Here is an 18,071-nt window from a genome sequence, read left to right on the forward strand (position 1 = left end):
TCACAGGTCCACACGGAAGGAGATGCCGACGGTACGCTGTGCGCCGATGAAGGCGTTGTCGCGGCCGTCCACCCCTGCAAGATACCGCTTGTCGGTGAGATTGTTCACCACCAGGTTGGCGCCCATGCCCTTCAGGCGCGGCGACAGGCCCTGCAGGTCGAAGCCGATATTGGCGTTGAACACGGTGGCCGAGGGCAGCTTGTTGACGTTGGCGGCATCGAGGTAGCGCGTGCCGAGGTAGCGACCGGACAGGCCGAAGTTCCAGTTTTCGCCCTGCCAGTCGGCCGACAGCACCAGGGTCTGTTCGGGCTGGCCGATCACCTTGGCACCGTCGACGATGCCCAGCTGGGTATCACGTGCGGCATCGCCACTGCCCAGGTACTTGGAGCGGTTGTAGGTATAGGCGGCGTTGAGGCGCCAGCCATTGTCCCAGCCGTAGCCGAACGCCGCCTCCAGGCCGTTGCTTTCCACGCCACCGAAGTTCTCGTAGACACCGTCGGTCTCGCCCAGGTAGTCGATGCCGCTGACGAAACCGGCCGGCAGATAGACGATGCGGTTGTCGAACTTGATGTTGTACAGGGTGATCGACGCGGTCAGCGGCCAGCGGCTGATGCGCATGCCGACTTCGATGTTGTCGGCGGTCTCCGGCTCGACGTTGCGGAAGCGCTGCGGGTCGGTCTCGCCGAGCACGCCGGAGGGAATGGCGGCGAAGTTCTGCGAGAAGCCAGCGAACAGCTCCATGCCTTCCACACCGGGCGCCCAGGTGAAGCCGGTGGACAGCAGCGGATCGGACTTGGAATCGGATTTGACGTGCTCGCTGGCACCGATCACGCGGCGGCGCGACTGGTCGACGAAGAACTGCTTCACGCCCAGGCGTGCGCTGAACGGGCCGAAGCGGGCGACGTCCTCGACGTAGTACATCTGCTCGTCAACCTTGTACTTGTCTTCGAACTGCACCCAGTACGGCTGATGGTCGAAGGCGATGTCCTGGCCTACGTTGAGCAGGCGATGCCAGTCGCGGCGCGCCGAGCGGTCCAGCTTTTCCACCCACAGGCCGCCGCGGATCGTGTTGTCGACGGCACCGAAGGTCTGCCGCCATTCGACGTCGGCGGTCACGCCCATGCGGTCGTTGTCGTAGTGGGTGTGGCGGTAGGACTGCGCGCCCAGCACGTTGCCCGCGTAGCAGTTCGGATCGTACTCGGCAGTGAAGCCCAGCCGTGGGGTGCAGCTGGCCAGGCGCTGCGCGGCGCTGCCATCGGGATTGACGAAGAAAATCTGGCCGCGGTTACTGCCACCGTACACGGTCTTTCCACCGATGTACTCCGACTCCGGGCGACCGGCACCATCATCGCTGACCTGCGCCAGGTAGGGGGGCAGCCAGTCGCCACGACCTTCCATGCGGTGCCCGTAAGCCGCCACCGAGGCCTTGAAGCCGTTGCCGCCGTCGAAAGCCGCGCGCAGGTAGCCGAAGGTGTTCTCGCGCAGCGCACGCGAGCCGGAACGGTAGTTCTGGTCCAGGTACGGAATGCCGGTGAGGGTGCCGACCAGGTTGTCGCGGTCCGGATTGGTGGCGAAGCCCTTCGGCGAGACGCTGGTGTACTCCGGCTCGTCGGCATCGTTGTAGGACAGGTAGCCGGTCAGCGTCCAGCGATCCAGCTCGGTGATGAACTTGCCGGCGATGTGGTCATTGCTGGTCTTGCCGCTGCCATCGATCCAGTCGTGCACACGTGCGGAAGAAGCGCTGACCCAGGCGCGGGTATGGCCGCCGAGCAGGCCGGTGTCGTAGCGCACGTAATACTTGCGCGCTTCGTTGTCACCGGCACCGACCACGAAACGCAGGCGGCTGTCCTGCAGCGGATCGCTGGTGAGGAAGTTCAGGGTGCCGCCGAGGGCTTCGTTCGAGCGCGAGGAGATATCGGCGGTGCCCTGGCTGACTTCCACTGTTTCCAGGTCCAGGGTATCGATGTAGCGGTTGGCCAGCGAACCGCCACCGTAGCCCGAGCCGCCATTGGGTAGGCCGTCGATGGTGGTGCCGATCTGCTGGGTGTCACGGTTGGTCACGAAGCCGCGCATGCTGATCTGCGTGCCCCACACCGACGAACCGGTGGCATCGGCCTCGCTGACCACCACGCCGGGCACTTCGTTGAGCGCGTCGTTGACGCTGCTCATCACCGTCTGCCGGTTCAGTGTTTCCGCGCGCACCGACGTCTTCGCGTAGCTGGTGGCCTGACCAATCACCTGTACCTGGTCGAGGGTACGCGCATCGCTGCTGCGCGCTTCGCCCGTATCGCCCTGCGGTGCTTCTGCGAGGGCGTCCAGGGTGGGGGCGATCAGCAGGGCCAGCAGCGAGACACGGGGAAAACGCGCAATCGTTCGCATCGAAACCGGACCTTCAGAGGGAGGAAACCCCGGAGTGTCGGCAGCGCCAATGACATCGGCATGACGTGGCAGCGCAGGAACGATGGCACTGTGGGGGCGGTCACGGCCTTCGGGTATGCTCGGCGCTTCAATGGACCTGAGGTGGTGGCGATGCAGAAGCGATCGAAGATCTGGCTGGGAGGTGCAGCCCTGGTGCTGCTGGCAGGGTGCAACCGGACGCCCTCGGATGGAGAGGTGGCACCGCCTGCGCCAGCCACGGCGGACGAGGCCGCAGCACCGGCCGCCGCCCCAGCGGGTTCAACGGCCGCCGCCGACGGCACAGCACTCACCGACCGCGATGGCAAGCCGGTGCCGCTGGTGCCTTTCGACACCAGCAGCGTGCCGCTGAGCGACACCGCGCTGGGCGGACTGCCGTTCTTCAGCCTGCCGCAGGGCTACGCGCCGCAGAACGCCCCGCACCCGCGCGCCTGGGCGCGCTTCCCGTTCCGGATGGGCGAGGGTGTGCATTGGGTGGAAGGTCCGAGCTGGTCGGCACGCATCGTGACCGACAGTGAGGTGGCCCCCGACAAGGCGTTCTCTGCGCTGGAAGTGCAGCGCAACTTCGACGGTGTGATCACCGCGGCTGGCGGCCGCAAGGTCTTTGAAGGCACGCTGCTGCGCGACATCTACTACGGCCCGCAACTGGAAGGCGAGATCGGTGGTGGCTTCATCGATGCGGTGAACGGTGAACAGGACGCACCCACCACCGTCTACGTACTGCGCCAGGTCAACCGCACCGTGTGGGTGCAGCTGGCAGTGGACAGCAACGGCGCCGGTCTGGTGGTCGTGGATGACGTGCCGTTCAAGGCCACCGCGCAGTGGTCGGACCGTTTCCCGCACCTGTCCCTGCCGGCCGGCTATCGTGAGCGCAACACGCCCGAGCAGCGTGATTTCGATGCCTTCCCGTTCTGGACCGGAGATCACTTCGAACCGGTCGAGGGCCGCACCTTCGCTGCCGATTTCGACAAGGGCGAGCGCGAATACTCGATGCATGAAGTACGCCGCAACCTTGAGGCGATGATGGCCCAGGTCAACGGCACCAAGGTGTTCGAGGGGCGCATCCCGCACGAGGCGGCCGAGGGCGTGTCGAAGCAGGTGCAGTCGTCCTACGGCAACGCGGCCAGCTACAGCTGGGACAACTACGACACCGTGGTCTATCGCGTCGATCTGGCTGATGGCCGCCAGGTGTGGGTGCATGCTCGCCTCGAATACCTCAGCGCAGGCTGGGTCGTGGTCGAGCGCAAGGGTTTCACCCAGACCGCGGCGCTGCTGCCGGCCGATGCGTTGAAGAAGAAGCTGGACAGCGACGGCCGCGTGGCGATCCAGGTCAACTTCGCCACCGACAAGGCGCAGATCCTGCCGACGTCCGAACCGCAACTGGCGCAGGTGCTGGACCTGTTGCGTGCCGACCCGTCGCTGAAACTGTCGATTGAAGGCCACACCGACAACAGTGGCGCGGCCGCGCACAACCGCAGCTTGTCCGAGGATCGGGCGCGGTCGGTGGTGGCGGCGCTGACCGCCAAGGGGGTCAACGCCGACCGCCTGCAGGCGGCCGGCTTCGGCGCCGACAAGCCGGTGGCCGACAATGGCAGCGAGGAAGGCAAGGCGCGCAATCGCCGGGTCGAGCTGGTCAAGCGCTGAACCACGCCCTCCTCAGTACCGCGCGTCCTTGGGTTTCGGGTCGCGCGGCCAGTCCTTGGCCTTGTTGGCGAAGTCCGGCCGCGGTTGGTTGATGAAGTAGCTGGCGATGTCCACCGCATCCTGGTCGGGCATCACCTGCTGCCCCAGTGGCGGCTCGCGGGTCACCGCCGGCGGCATGTTGTGCTTGACGAAACCGGCCGCCTTGTACAGGCGCGCCATGCCGGCGCCGATGTTGAAGCTGTGGTCGCCCCACAGCGGCGGGAAGGCGATATCACCGCTGGCGTCGCGCCGGCCTTCGCCGTTGTCGCCATGGCAGGCGGCACACTGCACGGCGTACAGCGCCTGGCCACGGATCGGGTCCGGGGTCAGCGTGCTGTCGATGGGGCCCTCGCTGGGGGCGGCCACCTTTGCACCGTCTGGCACTGGACTGCTCAGCCACGCCATGTAATCGAGCATGGCGCGCATCTGCGGTGAGTCTTTCGGCAGCGGCTTGCCGTTCATTGAGCGCTGCAGGCAGCCATTGATGCGCTCGGTCAGCCCGATCACCTTGCCCGGGCGCGGCATGTAACGCGGATAGGCGCCGCCGCCCGTATTGAAGTAGTGGTTGCCGAACGGTCGCTTGCCCTCGGCCATGTGGCACGAATTGCAGTTCAGATCGTTGCCGACGTTGTCCGGCAGCAGCCGTGCGGTCTCGTTGAGGAGGCGGCGGCCAAGCATCACCGATTCGGCATTGCCGAGCCCGGCGATCTCTTCGGCGCTGGGTGCGTGGTAGTGGCCGACTACCTTGCCCTGCGCATCGAGGATATCGATCGTGCTGGCTACGGCAGCATCCAGGTCCGGGTACAGATGGCGATAGGCGAGGGCGCCGGCACCGGCACCGGCCAGCAGCATGAGGGTGACCACGCTGCCGACCAGCAGGCGGGAGCGTTTGCGCGAACGTTTCATCGTGCGGCCTCCTGCGGAACGTAGTGCACCGGCTTGTCACGCACCACCCGGCGCATGCGCGCCACGTCGACCTCGCTCACCGCGCTGGCCTGGTTGCCCCAGCTGCTGCGGATGAAGGTCAGGATCTGTGCCAGCTGTGCATTCGGCAGCTGCTCGAAACCGGGCATGGTGAAGGCCATGCGGTCGTGCGGGGTATGCGGCGTGCGGCCGCCGATCAGGGTTACCTGTACCAGCGAGCTGGGGTCATCGGCGAACACGATCGAGTTGCCGGCCAGGGCCGGGTAGACGCGGGGCATGCCGCGCCCGTCGGCACGGTGGCAGGCCTGGCAGTGCTCGGCATAGGCCAGCGAACCGGCAACACGGTAGTCGCCGCTGCGCAGTGCGGCGGTGGTGGTGTCGGTACCCGGTGACCACTGTGCACTGCGGCCCTCGCGTGCCGGCAGCTGTTTCAGGTAGCGGGCCATCGCCAGCAGGTCGGCGTCGGACAGGTACTGCGTGCTGTGCTCGACCACGTCGGCCATGCCGCCGAAGGCCGCGGAGCGATCGGTGCGTCCGGTGCGCAGGAAGTCGACGATCTCGCCCTCGTTCCAGCTGGCCAGACCGGTTGATTCATTGCGCAGGTTCTTCGCATACCAGCCTTCCAGCACCGAGCCGGACAGGAACTGGCGGCTGCCATCATCGGCCATCGCCTTTTCCTGGAACGCCAGGCCACGTGGCGTGTGGCAGGCACCGCAGTGGGCCAGGCCTTCCACCAGTTCGGCGCCGCGCTGCTGGCCGGCATCCAGCGACGGATCCGGGTTGAACGTGCGCGGGCGTGCGAACACCAGCTGCCACCAGGCCAGTGGCCAGCGCATGTTGGCCGGCCACGGGATCGTGCTGTCGGCGTTGCCCTGCTTCACCGGCTGCACCGAGCCCATGAAGTAGGCGTACAGCGCCTTGATCTCGGCATCGCTGGCGATCACGTATGAGGCATACGGCATTGCCGGATACAACGGCTGCCCGTCGTGACGGATGCCGCGACGGACCGCGCGCTCGAAGTCGGCGTAGTCGTAAGCGCCAATGCCGGTGTCCGGATCGGGCGTGATGTTGGTCGAGTAGATCGTGCCCATCGGCGTCTGCATGCCGAGGCCACCGGCGAACGGCTTGCCGCCCGGCGCAGTGTGGCAGGCGGCGCAGTCGGCGGCGCGCGACAGGTACTGTCCCTGCGCGATCAGCGTCGGATCGTGGATGTCGACCTGCGCCGTCTGTCGCGGTGCGAACCAGTAGGGCGTGGTGCGGGCGATGCCGTAGGCGGCGGCCAACGTGGCGGCCAGGGCAATGGCGAGCTTGAGCGAGGTGCGCATGGCGGCACTGTGGGCAATCCCGCGCGCGCGTTCATTGATCCGGATCAATGACTGAACGGATACAGCTTGTACACCAAGCTGAATCGTTCCTGCGTTGTCATCAAGCCGTCACCCGCGCGCGATAGATGACCGGTCTACCGGGGCGTTAACGTCCCAGCCTGTCTGATTCACCCCAATGACGTGATATGAAGCGCCTGCTGCTGCTGTTGCTGGCGTGCGCCGGCCTGTGGCTGGCTGCATGCTCCTCCTCCATCAATGCCTCGTCCACCTCGCTCGCCGACAGGCTGATCGCGCCAGGTGGTGTATCGACCCTGCTCGATCGCCCGCGCATCGCAGCGGCCATCGCCGAACTGCCCAACCGCCATGGCTTCGCGCCGGGCCGCGATGGCGTGCCGATCTTCTGGCGTGTGTTCGATCCCGGCGACTACGGCGCGCGTTATCACTACCTGCCGCAGCGCCACGAGAACGGCCTGCCGCTGGATACCGGCCTGAGCCTGGCAGTACCGCAACCGTTCCGCGCGCAGGCCCCGCGCGGCACCGTGGTGCTGCTGCACGGTTGGATGATGAACGGCGATTCGATGCTGCCGTGGTCGCTGCAGCTGGCCGAATCCGGCTATCGCGTGATCACGCTGGACCTGCGCAACCATGGGCAGTCCGGTGCAGGTCCGTCCGGATACGGCACCTATGAATCCGACGATGTGGTGGATGTAATCGGCGAGCTGCGTGCACGTGGTGAAGTAACCGGCCCGCTGTACCTGTTCGGCGTGTCCTATGGCGCCGCCACAGCGGTGTTCACCGCCGACAAGCTGGGCGACCAGGTGGAAGGCGTGGTGGCGATGGAATCGTTCGCCAATGCCGGTGTGGCGATCCGCACGATGATTCCGCACCTGATGGGACTGCAGCCGGAAGGCCTGAAGGCGCAGGCGGTGGCGTCGTACGCGCGCTGGCGCTACGGCGGCCAGGACATCAACCAGGTGATCGCCGCCGCCAGCCGCCGCATCGACGTCGATCTGGACCGCGTGGATGTAGCGCGCGCGCTGGCCGATACCCGCGCCTGCGTACTGCTGCTGCACGGGCAGGGCGACCAGCACATTCCGGTCAGCCAGGGCCGCGAACTGGCCCAGGCCAACCCGCGCGCACACTACATCGAGATGCGCGGCGAGGACCACATCACCCTGCCGCTGCGGCTGGACCTGCTGGCCGGAGTGGTCGATGACTGGATGGCGCGCGACCAGCACCACCCGCAGAGCACGTGCCCGGCGCCCCAGCTGCCGGCCCAGGCCGAGTGGCTGACACGCAGCTGAGAAAAGGGGACGGAGGGGATTAAGTCGTTTCCCGCACAGCTGGGCCAGAAACGACTTAATCCCCTCCGTCCCCTTTTTTCTGTCAGGCCACCCGTCTTGCCAGCGAGCGCGCAGACGCCGCGACGCCCAGCAGCAGCGCGGCCACGCACAGGAAGGCGAAGCCGAGGCTGGTGGCGTGTGCGAGTGCGCCGATCGCTGCCGGTCCGGCGAGGATGCCGGCGTAGCCCAGCGTGGTGACCGCAGTGATGGCGATGCTCTCCGGCATCACCCGCTGTTGGCCGGCCATCGAGAACAGCGCCGGCACGATGTTGGCGCAGCCCAGCCCAACCAGTATGTAACCGGCCAGCGCCACCGGAAACGATGGCACCAGCGTGGCCAGGGTGAAACCCGCAGCAGCGGTGATGCCGCCGAAGACCAGGGTGCGGGTCCGGCCGAGGCGCTCGACGATGCCGTCGCCGAACAGGCGCATCGCGGTCATCGCCAGGGTGAACAGTGCAAAGCCGGCACCGGCCTGGTCACGTGGCACCTGCCGCACTTCGGCGAGGAACACCGCGCTCCAGTCCAGCATCGAGCCCTCGGCGAGGAACACCACGAAGGCCAGCACGCCGATGAACAGCACCACGCCATGCGGCAGTGCCAGCAGGGGGCCTTCATGCAGGATCCGTTGCGGGCGCCAGTGCGGTGCCGACAGCACTGCCACCAGCAGCAGTGCGGCCACCGAAACCAACGCGGCCAGCCACAGCGGCGTACCCAGGATCAGCATGCCGGTCATGCAGCCGGCACCGACGAAGCCGCCGATGCTGTAGAAGGCATGGAATCCGGACATCATCGCGCGCCCGGCGTCGCGCTCGACCGCGACCGCCTGCATGTTCATCGCACAATCCAGTGCACCGACGCCGGCGCCGAACACGAACAGGGCCGCGCCCAGCGCTACCGGAGAGGGCGCCAGCACCAGCAAGGGCAGGGCGCACAGCATCATCACGCAGGTGATCACCATCACCCGGCGGCATCCCAGCCGCCCGGTCAGCGCACCTGCCAGTGGCATCGCCAGCAGTGAGCCGAGCCCGAGGCACAGCAGCACTGCGCCGAGGCTGGCGTCGGACAGCCCGGCCTTGGCCTTGGCGTAGGGCACCATCGGTGCCCAGGCGGCGGTGGCGAATCCGGGAATGAAGAAGGCAGCGCGGGTGGCGTGCTGCTGGGCACGTGGGGATGAAGGCGTCATGCGCGATACGAAGCTCCAAGGATCATCCATGAAAACGTTTTCAAGCGGGATCGGCAAGTGCCATGCATGACATCCAGCGACGCATACGATTGCAGTGACCCGAATGCGTCACCGCTGATTAACGCCAAAGACGGACAGTGGCGACACGGTCGGCATTCCGCCGGCCGCTGCCGGAGATCCGTACATGAGCACGACACCGACCATCCTCCTCGTCCATGGTTTCTGGGGCGGGGCCGCACACTGGGCCAAAGTGATCCTGGAGCTGCATCGCAACGGCCATGACCGCGTGCAGGCGGTGGAACTGCCACTCACCTCGCTGGCCGACGATGCCGGCCGCACCCATAAAATGATCCGGCAGATCGACGGGCCGGTGCTGCTGGTCGGCCACTCCTACGGTGGTGCGGTGATCAGCCAGGCCGGCAACGAGGCCAACGTGAAGGGCCTGGTCTATATCGCAGCGTTCGCCCCGGATGCCGGCGAGAGCCCCGGTGGCATCACCCAGCAGCATCTGCCGGAAGCGGCACCGAACCTGGCGCCGGACAGTGATGGTTACCTGTGGCTGCGCGCCGACAAGTTCCATGAAAGCTTCTGCCAGGACCTGAGCGACGACGAGGGCCGGGTGATGGCGGTGACCCAGAAGGCGCCGCTGGCCAGCACTTTCGGTGATGCGGTGAGCGACCCGGCGTGGAAGCACAAGCCGAGCTGGTACCAGCTGTCCCGCCATGATCGGATGATCGCGCCGGAGAACCAGAGGGCAATGGCCACGCGCATGCAGCCCAAGCGACTGCTGGAGCTGGATGCCAGCCATGCCTCGCTGGCCTCGCAGCCGAAGGACGTGACCGCACTGATCCTGGAGGCCTGCGCCGCCATCGGCGGCTGAGCCTGCGGCAGCGCGCCGCACCACAGCACACCGCACGACAGCCGGGGCGCAGGGGAGTACACTCCTGCGCCTGCGGCCATCCGGCCGCGTCCCCGTCTTCCCTCCAGCCGCCGCCAGAGGATCCCACCCGATCGTGGAGGTCCCGCCGTGCTGTCTGTGCCTGATGCCCGTATTCCGTCCCAATTGCCGCGTCGCCGTGCGTTGCCGCAGGCGCTTGCCCAGGGCCTGCTGATCACCGCACTGGCCAGCAGCGGCATCGCAGCCGCGCAGTCCGCCGCCGAGCCGGACAAGGCCGCCGAGGCCCCGGCGTCGCAGACCCTGCAGACCGTGCAGGTCACCGCCAACCTGCTCGGCACCATCACCGAGGGCAGCGGCGCGTACACGCCCGGCACCATCGCCACCGCCACCCGCCTGGTGCTGACGCCACGGCAGACCCCGCAGACCATCAGCGTCATTACCCGCGCTCAGATGGACGACTTTGGCCTGAACGGCATCGATGACGTGATGCGGGTGACCCCGGGCATCAGCATCGTCACCTACGACAGCGAGCGCACCGAGTACTACGCACGTGGATTTGCCGTGCAGAACTTCCAGTACGACGGCATCCCGATGTCGCGTGACTCGGCCTATTCGGCGGGCAACACGCTCAGCGATACCGCGATCTATGACCGCATCGAAGTGCTCAAGGGCGCGACCGGCCTGCTCACCGGCATGGGCGATCCCGGCGCGACCATCAACCTGGTGCGCAAGAAGCCGGGCAAGGAGTTCGCCGGCAGTGCCACGCTGGGTGTGGGCCGCTGGGATGACTATCGTGCCGAGATCGATGTTGGCGGTCCGTTGACCGCCGATGGACGTGTGCGCGGTCGCGCGGTGGGCGCCTGGCAGGACAAGCATTCCAATCTCGACTTCTACCAGCGCACCAGCAAGGTGGGCTACGCGGTGCTGGAAGCCGATCTGGGCGAGCGCACGCTGCTGACCGTGGGTGGCGATGCGATGGACAGCGACCCGAAGGGCTCGACCTGGGGTGGCATCCCTCTTCTGGACAGTGCCGGCAACTTCAATGACATGCCGCGTTCGTTCAACAACGGCACCCGCTGGAGTGGCTGGCGCCAGTATGTGCGCACCGGCTTCGCCACGCTCGAGCATACCTTCGCCAACGACTGGGTGGCCAAGCTGCAGCTCAACCACCAGGTCAACGGCTATGACGCGGCACTGGCCGGTGCCGCCGCCGGCAATCCCGATCCGTTGACCGGCGAGGGCGTCAGCCTGTGGCTCGGCAAGTACGTTGGCAAGACCGTCAGCAATGCGGCCGACTTCTACCTGAGCGGTCATTTCGGCCTGTTCGGCCGCGAGCATGAGCTGGTCGTCGGTGGCAGCGCCTCGCGCAAGCGCTGGACCAACACCGGCTACGGCCCGCAGGCGGGGTTCCCGGATACCGTGCCGGACTACAGAACCTGGAATGGCGACATTCCCGAGCCGGAGTGGCAGCGCAGCTACAGCAACAACGAAGTGACGCGTGAGAACGGCCTGTATGTGGTCGGCCGTTTCGACGTGGCCGATCCACTGAAGGTGATCGTGGGCAGTCGCCTGGCCAGCTACCGCTCGCCGGACACGCGCGAGACCGGCGTGTTCGTGCCGTATGCCGGTGTGGTCTACGACCTCGGTGAGCACTATTCGGTGTACGCCAGCTACAGCACCATCTTCAAACCGCATAGCGAACGCGACGAGCAGGGCAAGGCACTGGATCCGCTGGAAGGCCGCAGCTACGAGATGGGCCTGAAGGCCGAGTTCCTCGATGGGCGCTTCAACGCCAGTGCGGCGCTGTTCCAGCTCGACCAGGACAACTTCGCCCAGCCCACCGGCAGCAAGACGCCGGACGGGCAGGATGCGTATCGCGCCCTGATGGGCGTGCGTACCAAGGGCTACGAGCTGGAAATGTCGGGCCAGCTGGCCGAGGGCTGGCAGGTGCAGGGTGGGTTCTCGCACAAGATCGCCCGCCAGGCCGGTGCCAAGGTGACCACACTGGAGCCGGAAAACCAGTTCAGCCTGCACACCAGCTACCGCCTGCGCGGCGACTGGAAGGGGCTGACGCTGGGCGGTGGCGCGCGCTGGCAGGATTCCACTTTCGGTGAGATCACCAACCCGGCCACGCAGGCCAAGGTGGTGCATCGCACCCAACCCTACTGGCTGCTCGATGCAATGGCGCGCTATGAATTCAACGATCGCCTGTCGGCCACGCTCAACGTCAACAACCTGCTGGACAAGCTTTACTACACGATCTTCAGCTGGTACAGCACCTACACCTGGGGTGAGCCGCGCAATGTGCGGTTGGCGATGACGTACAAGTTCTGACGCCGGTGGTGCTGTAGAGCCGAGCCCGCGCTCGGCTGGCTGTCAAACCGCAGCCGAGCATGGCTCGGCTCTACAAATACGCCCGCGATGCTTTTCGGCATCGCGGGCGTTGTCGTTACAGCGGCAGGTCGAACACCAGCACTTCGGCGTCGTTGCCGTTCTCCAGGGTCAGCTGCGCTTCGTCGCTGACCTGCAGTGCATCACCGGCTTCCAGGGTGATGCCATTGACCTGCAGCTGGCCGCGGGCCACCTGCACATAGGCGCCACGGCCGTTGCCGAGGGCGTGGTGCAGCTTCTGGCCGCCATCGAGGATGGTGGCGAAGATGCGGGCATCCTGGTGGATGCGCAGCGAACCATCGGCACCGTCCGGCGAAGCGATCAGGCGCAGCTGGCCGCGCTTGGTTTCCGGGGCGAAGTGGGTCTCCTCGTAGGACGGCGTGATGTTCTCCGCGTCCGGGAAGATCCAGATCTGCAGGAAGTGCACGGTCTCGTCGGCCGAGTGGTTGAATTCACTATGGCTGACACCGCTGCCGGCGCTCATGCGCTGCACGTCGCCGTAACGCAGCACCGAGCCGGTGCCCATCGAGTCCTTGTGCTCCAGCGCGCCGCCCAGCACATAGGAAACGATCTCCATGTTGCTGTGGCTGTGGGTGCCGAAGCCCTGGCCGCCGATCACCTTGTCTTCGTTGATCACCCGCAGCGGGCCGAAGCTGACGTAGCGGGGGTCGTAGTAGTTGGCGAAGGAGAAGGTATGGCGCGAGGACAGCCAGCCATGCTCGGCCAGGCCACGGGTAGCGCTCTTGCGGATCTGCAGCATGATGGAATCTCCTTGTTCGATGGTTTCGATGGGGCGGGGTGGGCTGGTATCCGCTGTGTTTCCCCGTTGGAGTGAAGTATCCGCTTGCGCCCAGGGTTTGAAAAACGGATAGTTTTGACAGTCATCATCGAAAAATTCGAATGCTCAAACTCAGTCTCGATGCCCTGCAGATCCTGGACGCCATCGACCGCCGCGGCTCGTTCGCCGGCGCCGGCAAGGCTCTGCACAAAGTGCCTTCGACCATCTCCTACACCGTGGCCAAGCTGGAGGAGGACCTGGGCGTACAGCTGTTCGACCGGGTCGGCCCGCGCGCCGAGCCGACTGAGGCTGGCCGCGCGCTGCTGGACGAAGGCCGCCACCTGCTGCGCGCAGCCCGGGAGCTGGAACTGCGGGTGCGCCGGGTGGCGTCGGGGTGGGAGACCGAACTGACCCTGGCGGTGGACTCGGTGTTCCCGACCTGGCTGCTCGGCCCGGACATCGCCGCGTTTCGTGAGGCCGAGGCGCCGACCCGGCTGCGGTTGATCGGTGAGGCCCTGTCCGGTACCTGGGAGGCCTTGCTGGACCGCCGTGCCGACCTGCTGGTCGGTGCGCCGGGCGAGGGTCCCAGCGGCGGCGGTTACGTGGTCGAGCCGCTGGGCACGGTGGAGTTCGTGTTCGCGGTCGCCCCCGATCATCCGTTGGCCGCAGTGCCGGGCGTGCTCGGACGCGAACAGCTGGTCGAGCACTGCGCGATCGCGGTCTCCGATTCGGCGCGGCGGCTGCTGCCGCGCACGGTCGGTCTGTTGATGGGGCAGGAGATGCTGACGGTGCCGGACATGGCCAGCAAGCTGAAGCTGCAGTGCGAAGGCGTGGGCTTCGGTTTCCTGCCCGAGCCGTGCGCGCGCGCGGCGGTGGCGCGTGGCCAGCTGGTGATCCGCGAGGTGGAGGAGCACAAGCCGGAAGAGACCTTCTGGCTGGCCTGGCGCACCGGCGAGGATGGTGCCGCACTGCGCTGGTGGCGAGAGCGCCTGCGCAGGCCGGAGCTGCTGTCACAGTGGTGGCAGTCAATGGCCAGGGGGTAGGGGTTTGGCAGGGCTGCGCCCTGCACCCGCTGCGAGCTGGAGCAACAGCAACAGCAACAGCAACAGCAACAGCAACAGCAACAGCAGAAGCTGGTTTCCTGTGGGGAGGCGGGGTGGGTCTGGTTGCGGGGGCCGCTGCAAGTCCCCCTCCGGGGCCCGGCCCAGCCGCTGGCGGCTGTGCGTTCGGGCGCTTGCGAAGCAATGCTTCGCAAGCAAAGCGCCCTCACCCATGTAAGCTCGGTCGCCGCTTGCTCGTGTGCGCGTTCCTGCGCACACGGCAAGACCGGGGTTGGGCGTCCTGCCCAACCCGCCCGAGGCATGCCTCGGGCCCATGCGGCTCACGCCCCGCAACCGGACCCACCCCGCCTTCGACAGTTTTCCGCGATCTGTCGGAACGGCGTACTGCTCTGGTAGGTGTCGACCTTGGTCGACACGGTAGATCCACGCCATGCGTGGATGACTCATTCGATATCTGACAGATGTGTCGACCAAGGTCGACACCTACCAACAGCCGCGTGGACCTGTCGAAGGTGGGGCGGTGTCGGAGTGCGGGGTGTCAGCCGCATGGATGCGGCGGCCAAGCCTTATCTGATCGGAATCTGGCAGCGTAGGCGTCGAGAGCCGGCGTGGGCCGCCGTGCGAGCCTAGATCTCGACGGTCCGTAACCAGGATCGCGACGATCGCCATGTAGCTTGGCGCCCACGCCGGAATCTCCCTTGATCCGCCCGAACAGTTGCTGGAGCGACCACTCGAAGCGATAAGACTGGGCAAGCGGGGGAGCTCTCGACCCTTCCAGACTATACGGAGTCAGGTGATGAACGGGATCGGGATTGATGTCAGCAAGCGTCAGCTGGATATCGGTACGACGGACGGAGAAACCCTGCAGGTCAGCAACAACCGCTCCGGGTTTTCTGAGCTGGATGTTTGGCTGAAGAAGCGTCCGACCCGCCAGATCGTGCTTGAAGCCACGGGTGGCTATGAGCAGCCGGTGCTGGATTTCCTGCACAAGGCCGGTCATCCGGTGGCCCGTGCCAATGCCTTGCGCGCCCGGAAACTGGCTCAGGGGTTGGGTCAGATTGCCAAAACCGACCGTTTGGATGCCTACGCGTTGGCGCAGATGGCCGCCCTGGTGAAGCTGCCTCCCTATCAGCCGCTGCAGTCTTGGCAGCAGAAGATGCGGGAGTTCGTTCGGGCACGTCGGCAGGCGATGGACGCCCTGACCATCGCGCGGCAGCAGCAGGAAATGGTGCTTGATCGTGAACTGCGCCGACTACTGCAGGGCAACATCACCCGCCTACAAACGTTGGTTGAGCGTCTGGGCAAGCAGATCGTCGAGCAGGTTGGTCAGCAGCCTCAACTGAAGATGCTGAAGTCGATGAAGGGCGTAGGGCCTGTGCTGCAGGCAGTTCTAGCCAGCTATCTGCCAGAGCTTGGCAGGATCACTGGCAAGCGCATCGCCAGCCTGGTCGGGGTAGCCCCGATGTCCCACGACAGCGGCACGATGAGAGGAAAACGAAGCATCCACGGTGGAAGAGCCGAAATCCGGCAAGTGCTCTACATGGCGGCAATGTCGGCCATGCGGCATGAACCTCGGCTGCGCGATTTTTACCAGTCGCTACGAGCCCGCGGCAAGGAAGGCAAGGTGGCCATCGTGGCAGTGATGCGGAAGATGCTGGTCATCCTCAACGCCCGTGTGCGCGACGCTGAAAGCGGGCTAGTCCCCGCCTGAGGCGAGCCAGGGTGAAAGACCAAAGGCTGCCGGCCAGCGGCCGGCACTACCGTGCCCGTTTACCTGACGGGCCTGAGACTCTCCAGCAACACAGTTGCTACAGGGACGTACTTGCGGCGTCCCCGCACTCCGACACCGCCCCGCCAACCCACGGAATGCCAGCTTTTGCTTTTGCTTTTGCTGTTGAGGTTGCCGGCCAGCGGCCGGCACTACCAGGGGTGCAGGGCGCAGCCCTGCCGAAAAACACGCATAAAAAAACAGCAGGCCGAGGCCTGCTGTTTCGGTGTAATGGTGCGCCCGGAGAGATTCGAACTCCCGACCGCCTGGTTCGTAGCCAGGTACTCTATCCAACTGAGCTACGGGCGCCAATTACATAAACTTGTTGTGCTGACTGTGTATGGTGCGCCCGGAGAGATTCGAACTCCCGACCGCCTGGTTCGTAGCCAGGTACTCTATCCAACTGAGCTACGGGCGCGCGGTACACAATCAAGTTACTGCTAAATTTTACTGCATTTCCAGCGGCGGATGCTGAAAACCTGTCGAGTGGTGCGCCCGGAGAGATTCGAACTCCCGACCGCCTGGTTCGTAGCCAGGTACTCTATCCAACTGAGCTACGGGCGCCCTGCGACAGGAGCGGAATTATGCGGATGTCGGCGCGTACCGTCAACAGTTTTGTGAAAATTTTCATCCAACTGAATGAAAAAGCTGTCAGCTACGGCCTCCGGCGCCTTCAGCCACGCGAAATGATCGGCGCGCGTGCCCAATTCCTGCACGGACAGCACGCGCAGCTGCGCGTCCACATTCGGCAGCTTCGCCAGCAGCGTCTGCATCGATCCGGTCGGTGCCAACCAGTCGTGCTCCATCAATACGGCCTGTGCGCTGCCATGCACGCGCGCCATCTGCGCATCGAGGTCTTCGTTCATGCCGGCCGCGGCGTAGTGGTTGTTCAGGCCAACGCGTGCCCAGTCGGCAATCAGCCCGCGCGCTTCGGTGCCACCAAAGCCGAGGCGCCGCCCATGCAGCACGCCCTGGCGTTGCGCGATCCACGGCAGGAAACGATAGACCAGTGGCAGCAGCCAGCCACGCGGTGGCGGGAAGCCGCGCCAGAACGGTGAGCCGCTGGCGGCCAGCCACAGCCGGTTGAAGTGCTGCGGGTTGCGGCCGGCATGCACGCAGGCCAGCTGCCCGCCCAGACTGTGTCCACCGATGATCCAGGGCAGGGCGTCGGTGGCGTCATCGGCTGCGGCCAGGACGGCCTGGCTGGCCGGCAGATCCTGTTCGAGTACCTCGCGATAGCCCCAGTCCTGCGTGCGCGAGGGGCGCAGTGAGCTGCTGCCGTTGCCGCGCCACTCATGCAGGTAGACCGCCACGCCCTTCGCCGCCAGCGCCAATGCCAGTGGCAGGTAGTGACGCGCGGCCACGCCCAGCGCTGGCAGCCACAGCAGGCGCGCGATGGGCTGTGCGGGCACGCAGGCGATCACTTCGTAGAGATGGCCGTCGTCGCACTGCACGGCGAGGACGCTCGACGTCAGGCTCATGCGTGCGGTGCCGCGCCGAAGTGATCGAGCACCAGCACCTCGCTGCGGCCAGGCGCGTAGCCCTGCTGCAGGCCGCGCGCAACGTAGTCGATGCCGGCTTCGCAGGCATTGGCCAGGCTCAGGCCGTTGCACAGCTGCGCGGCGATGGCCGAGGCGAGCGTGCAGCCTGTGCCATGTGCGTCCAGCGGCAGGCGGGCGTGGATGAATTCTTCGCTGCTGACGCCGTCGAAGTAGCGATCGATCACGCGGTTGCCTTCCTGCAGGTGGCCACCCTTGAGCAGGACTGCGCCGGCTCCGAGATCGAGCAGGGCAGAGGCAGCCTGTTCGGCGTCATCGCCGTTGGCGATCTTCCGGCCGATCAGGAGTTCTGCTTCCGGGGTATTGGGCGTAACCAGCGTCGCCAACGGCAGCAGGCGTTCGCGCATGGCCTTGAGCGCACTTTCCTCCAGCAGGCGCGCGCCGCTGGTGGCGACCATCACCGGGTCCAGCACCACGTGCGGCGGGCGATGCTTTTCCAGTGCGTCGGCGACGGCATGGATCACCTCGGCGTTGGCCAGCATGCCGAGTTTCACGGCATGGATATCGAAGTCATCGAAGCAGGCTTCGATCTGCGCCTGCAGGAATGCGATCGGTGGCACATGCACGGCGGTGACGCCACGGGTGTTCTGTGCAGTCAGCGCGGCGAACACGGCCAGGCCATGCACGCGGTGCGCGGCGAAGGCCTTGAGATCGGCAGGGACACCGGCGCCACCGCCGGAGTCGGAGCCGGCGATGGTGAGGGCGGAAACGGGAGTGGTCGGGCTCATCAGTTGATTGTGCCG

General features: G+C 66.1%; 13 protein-coding genes and 3 tRNA genes. 6 read left to right on the forward strand and 10 right to left on the reverse strand.

Going from position 1 to position 18,071, the window contains the following annotated elements:
* The gene (locus ACSYAO_RS07775; RefSeq protein WP_197655813.1) at positions 1-2,379 is read right to left on the reverse strand and encodes a TonB-dependent receptor; all 2,379 of its coding nucleotides are present in this window, start codon (positions 2,377-2,379) and stop codon (positions 1-3) included.
* 150 nt (positions 2,380-2,529) lie between these two features.
* Here ACSYAO_RS07775 and ACSYAO_RS07780 point away from each other — a divergent pair, with 150 nt between their 5' ends.
* Positions 2,530-4,059: an OmpA family protein gene (locus ACSYAO_RS07780; protein WP_197655812.1), complete on the forward strand. Its 1,530-nt coding sequence runs from the start codon at positions 2,530-2,532 to the stop codon at positions 4,057-4,059.
* A 12-nt stretch (positions 4,060-4,071) separates the two neighbouring features.
* Here ACSYAO_RS07780 and ACSYAO_RS07785 read toward each other — a convergent pair whose 3' ends face one another.
* Positions 4,072-5,004, reverse strand: a complete 933-nt coding sequence (locus ACSYAO_RS07785; protein ID WP_262220676.1) for a c-type cytochrome — start codon at positions 5,002-5,004, stop codon at positions 4,072-4,074.
* Positions 5,001-6,347: a c-type cytochrome gene (locus ACSYAO_RS07790; RefSeq protein WP_049422673.1), complete on the reverse strand. Its 1,347-nt coding sequence runs from the start codon at positions 6,345-6,347 to the stop codon at positions 5,001-5,003. Before ACSYAO_RS07790 ends, ACSYAO_RS07785 begins: the two co-directional genes overlap by 4 nt.
* A 185-nt stretch (positions 6,348-6,532) precedes the next feature.
* Here ACSYAO_RS07790 and ACSYAO_RS07795 point away from each other — a divergent pair, with 185 nt between their 5' ends.
* Positions 6,533-7,651 (forward strand): alpha/beta fold hydrolase, encoded by a 1,119-nt coding sequence (locus ACSYAO_RS07795; protein WP_197655810.1) that lies wholly within the window; start codon positions 6,533-6,535, stop codon positions 7,649-7,651.
* 82 nt (positions 7,652-7,733) lie between these two features.
* Here the strand turns inward: ACSYAO_RS07795 and ACSYAO_RS07800 are convergent, their stop codons facing one another.
* Complete coding sequence (locus ACSYAO_RS07800; RefSeq protein WP_197655817.1) at positions 7,734-8,873, reverse strand: MFS transporter; 1,140 nt, start codon at positions 8,871-8,873, stop codon at positions 7,734-7,736.
* A gap of 184 nt (positions 8,874-9,057) precedes the next feature.
* On the opposite strand from ACSYAO_RS07800, the gene ACSYAO_RS07805 reads away from it, so the two are divergent.
* A complete protein-coding gene (locus ACSYAO_RS07805; RefSeq protein ID WP_197655809.1) occupies positions 9,058-9,753 on the forward strand; it encodes an alpha/beta hydrolase in 696 nt (231 codons plus the stop codon).
* Between the two features lie 147 nt (positions 9,754-9,900).
* Positions 9,901-12,105, forward strand: coding sequence for a TonB-dependent siderophore receptor (locus ACSYAO_RS07810; protein ID WP_197655808.1), 2,205 nt, complete (start codon positions 9,901-9,903; stop codon positions 12,103-12,105).
* 115 nt (positions 12,106-12,220) lie between these two features.
* Here the strand turns inward: ACSYAO_RS07810 and ACSYAO_RS07815 are convergent, their stop codons facing one another.
* The gene (locus ACSYAO_RS07815; protein WP_012510689.1) at positions 12,221-12,922 is read right to left on the reverse strand and encodes a pirin family protein; all 702 of its coding nucleotides are present in this window, start codon (positions 12,920-12,922) and stop codon (positions 12,221-12,223) included.
* 140 nt (positions 12,923-13,062) lie between these two features.
* Here ACSYAO_RS07815 and ACSYAO_RS07820 point away from each other — a divergent pair, with 140 nt between their 5' ends.
* Positions 13,063-13,983 (forward strand): LysR family transcriptional regulator, encoded by a 921-nt coding sequence (locus ACSYAO_RS07820; RefSeq protein ID WP_049400457.1) that lies wholly within the window; start codon positions 13,063-13,065, stop codon positions 13,981-13,983.
* Between the two features lie 814 nt (positions 13,984-14,797).
* Entirely contained in the window at positions 14,798-15,712 is a 915-nt protein-coding gene (locus ACSYAO_RS07825) for an IS110 family transposase (RefSeq protein WP_107314970.1), read from the forward strand.
* 289 nt (positions 15,713-16,001) lie between these two features.
* Here ACSYAO_RS07825 and ACSYAO_RS07830 read toward each other — a convergent pair.
* From ACSYAO_RS07830 to thiD, 5 genes are all read right to left on the reverse strand, one after another.
* Positions 16,002-16,078, reverse strand: a tRNA-Arg gene (locus ACSYAO_RS07830).
* A gap of 32 nt (positions 16,079-16,110) precedes the next feature.
* Positions 16,111-16,187: transfer RNA gene (locus tag ACSYAO_RS07835), tRNA-Arg, on the reverse strand.
* 69 nt (positions 16,188-16,256) lie between these two features.
* Positions 16,257-16,333 (reverse strand) — tRNA-Arg (locus tag ACSYAO_RS07840).
* Positions 16,324-17,250: an alpha/beta hydrolase family protein gene (locus ACSYAO_RS07845; protein ID WP_049463691.1), complete on the reverse strand. Its 927-nt coding sequence runs from the start codon at positions 17,248-17,250 to the stop codon at positions 16,324-16,326. The genes ACSYAO_RS07840 and ACSYAO_RS07845 overlap by 10 nt, the downstream gene beginning before the upstream one ends.
* Positions 17,247-18,056, reverse strand: coding sequence for a bifunctional hydroxymethylpyrimidine kinase/phosphomethylpyrimidine kinase (thiD, locus tag ACSYAO_RS07850; RefSeq protein ID WP_049400932.1), 810 nt, complete (start codon positions 18,054-18,056; stop codon positions 17,247-17,249). The genes ACSYAO_RS07845 and thiD overlap by 4 nt, the downstream gene beginning before the upstream one ends.
* Between the last annotated feature and the right edge of the window lie 15 nt (positions 18,057-18,071).

The organism is Stenotrophomonas sp. STK16_22, from assembly GCF_051984505.1.
In the GTDB taxonomy this organism is placed as follows: Bacteria; Pseudomonadota; Gammaproteobacteria; order Xanthomonadales; family Xanthomonadaceae; genus Stenotrophomonas; species Stenotrophomonas maltophilia_A.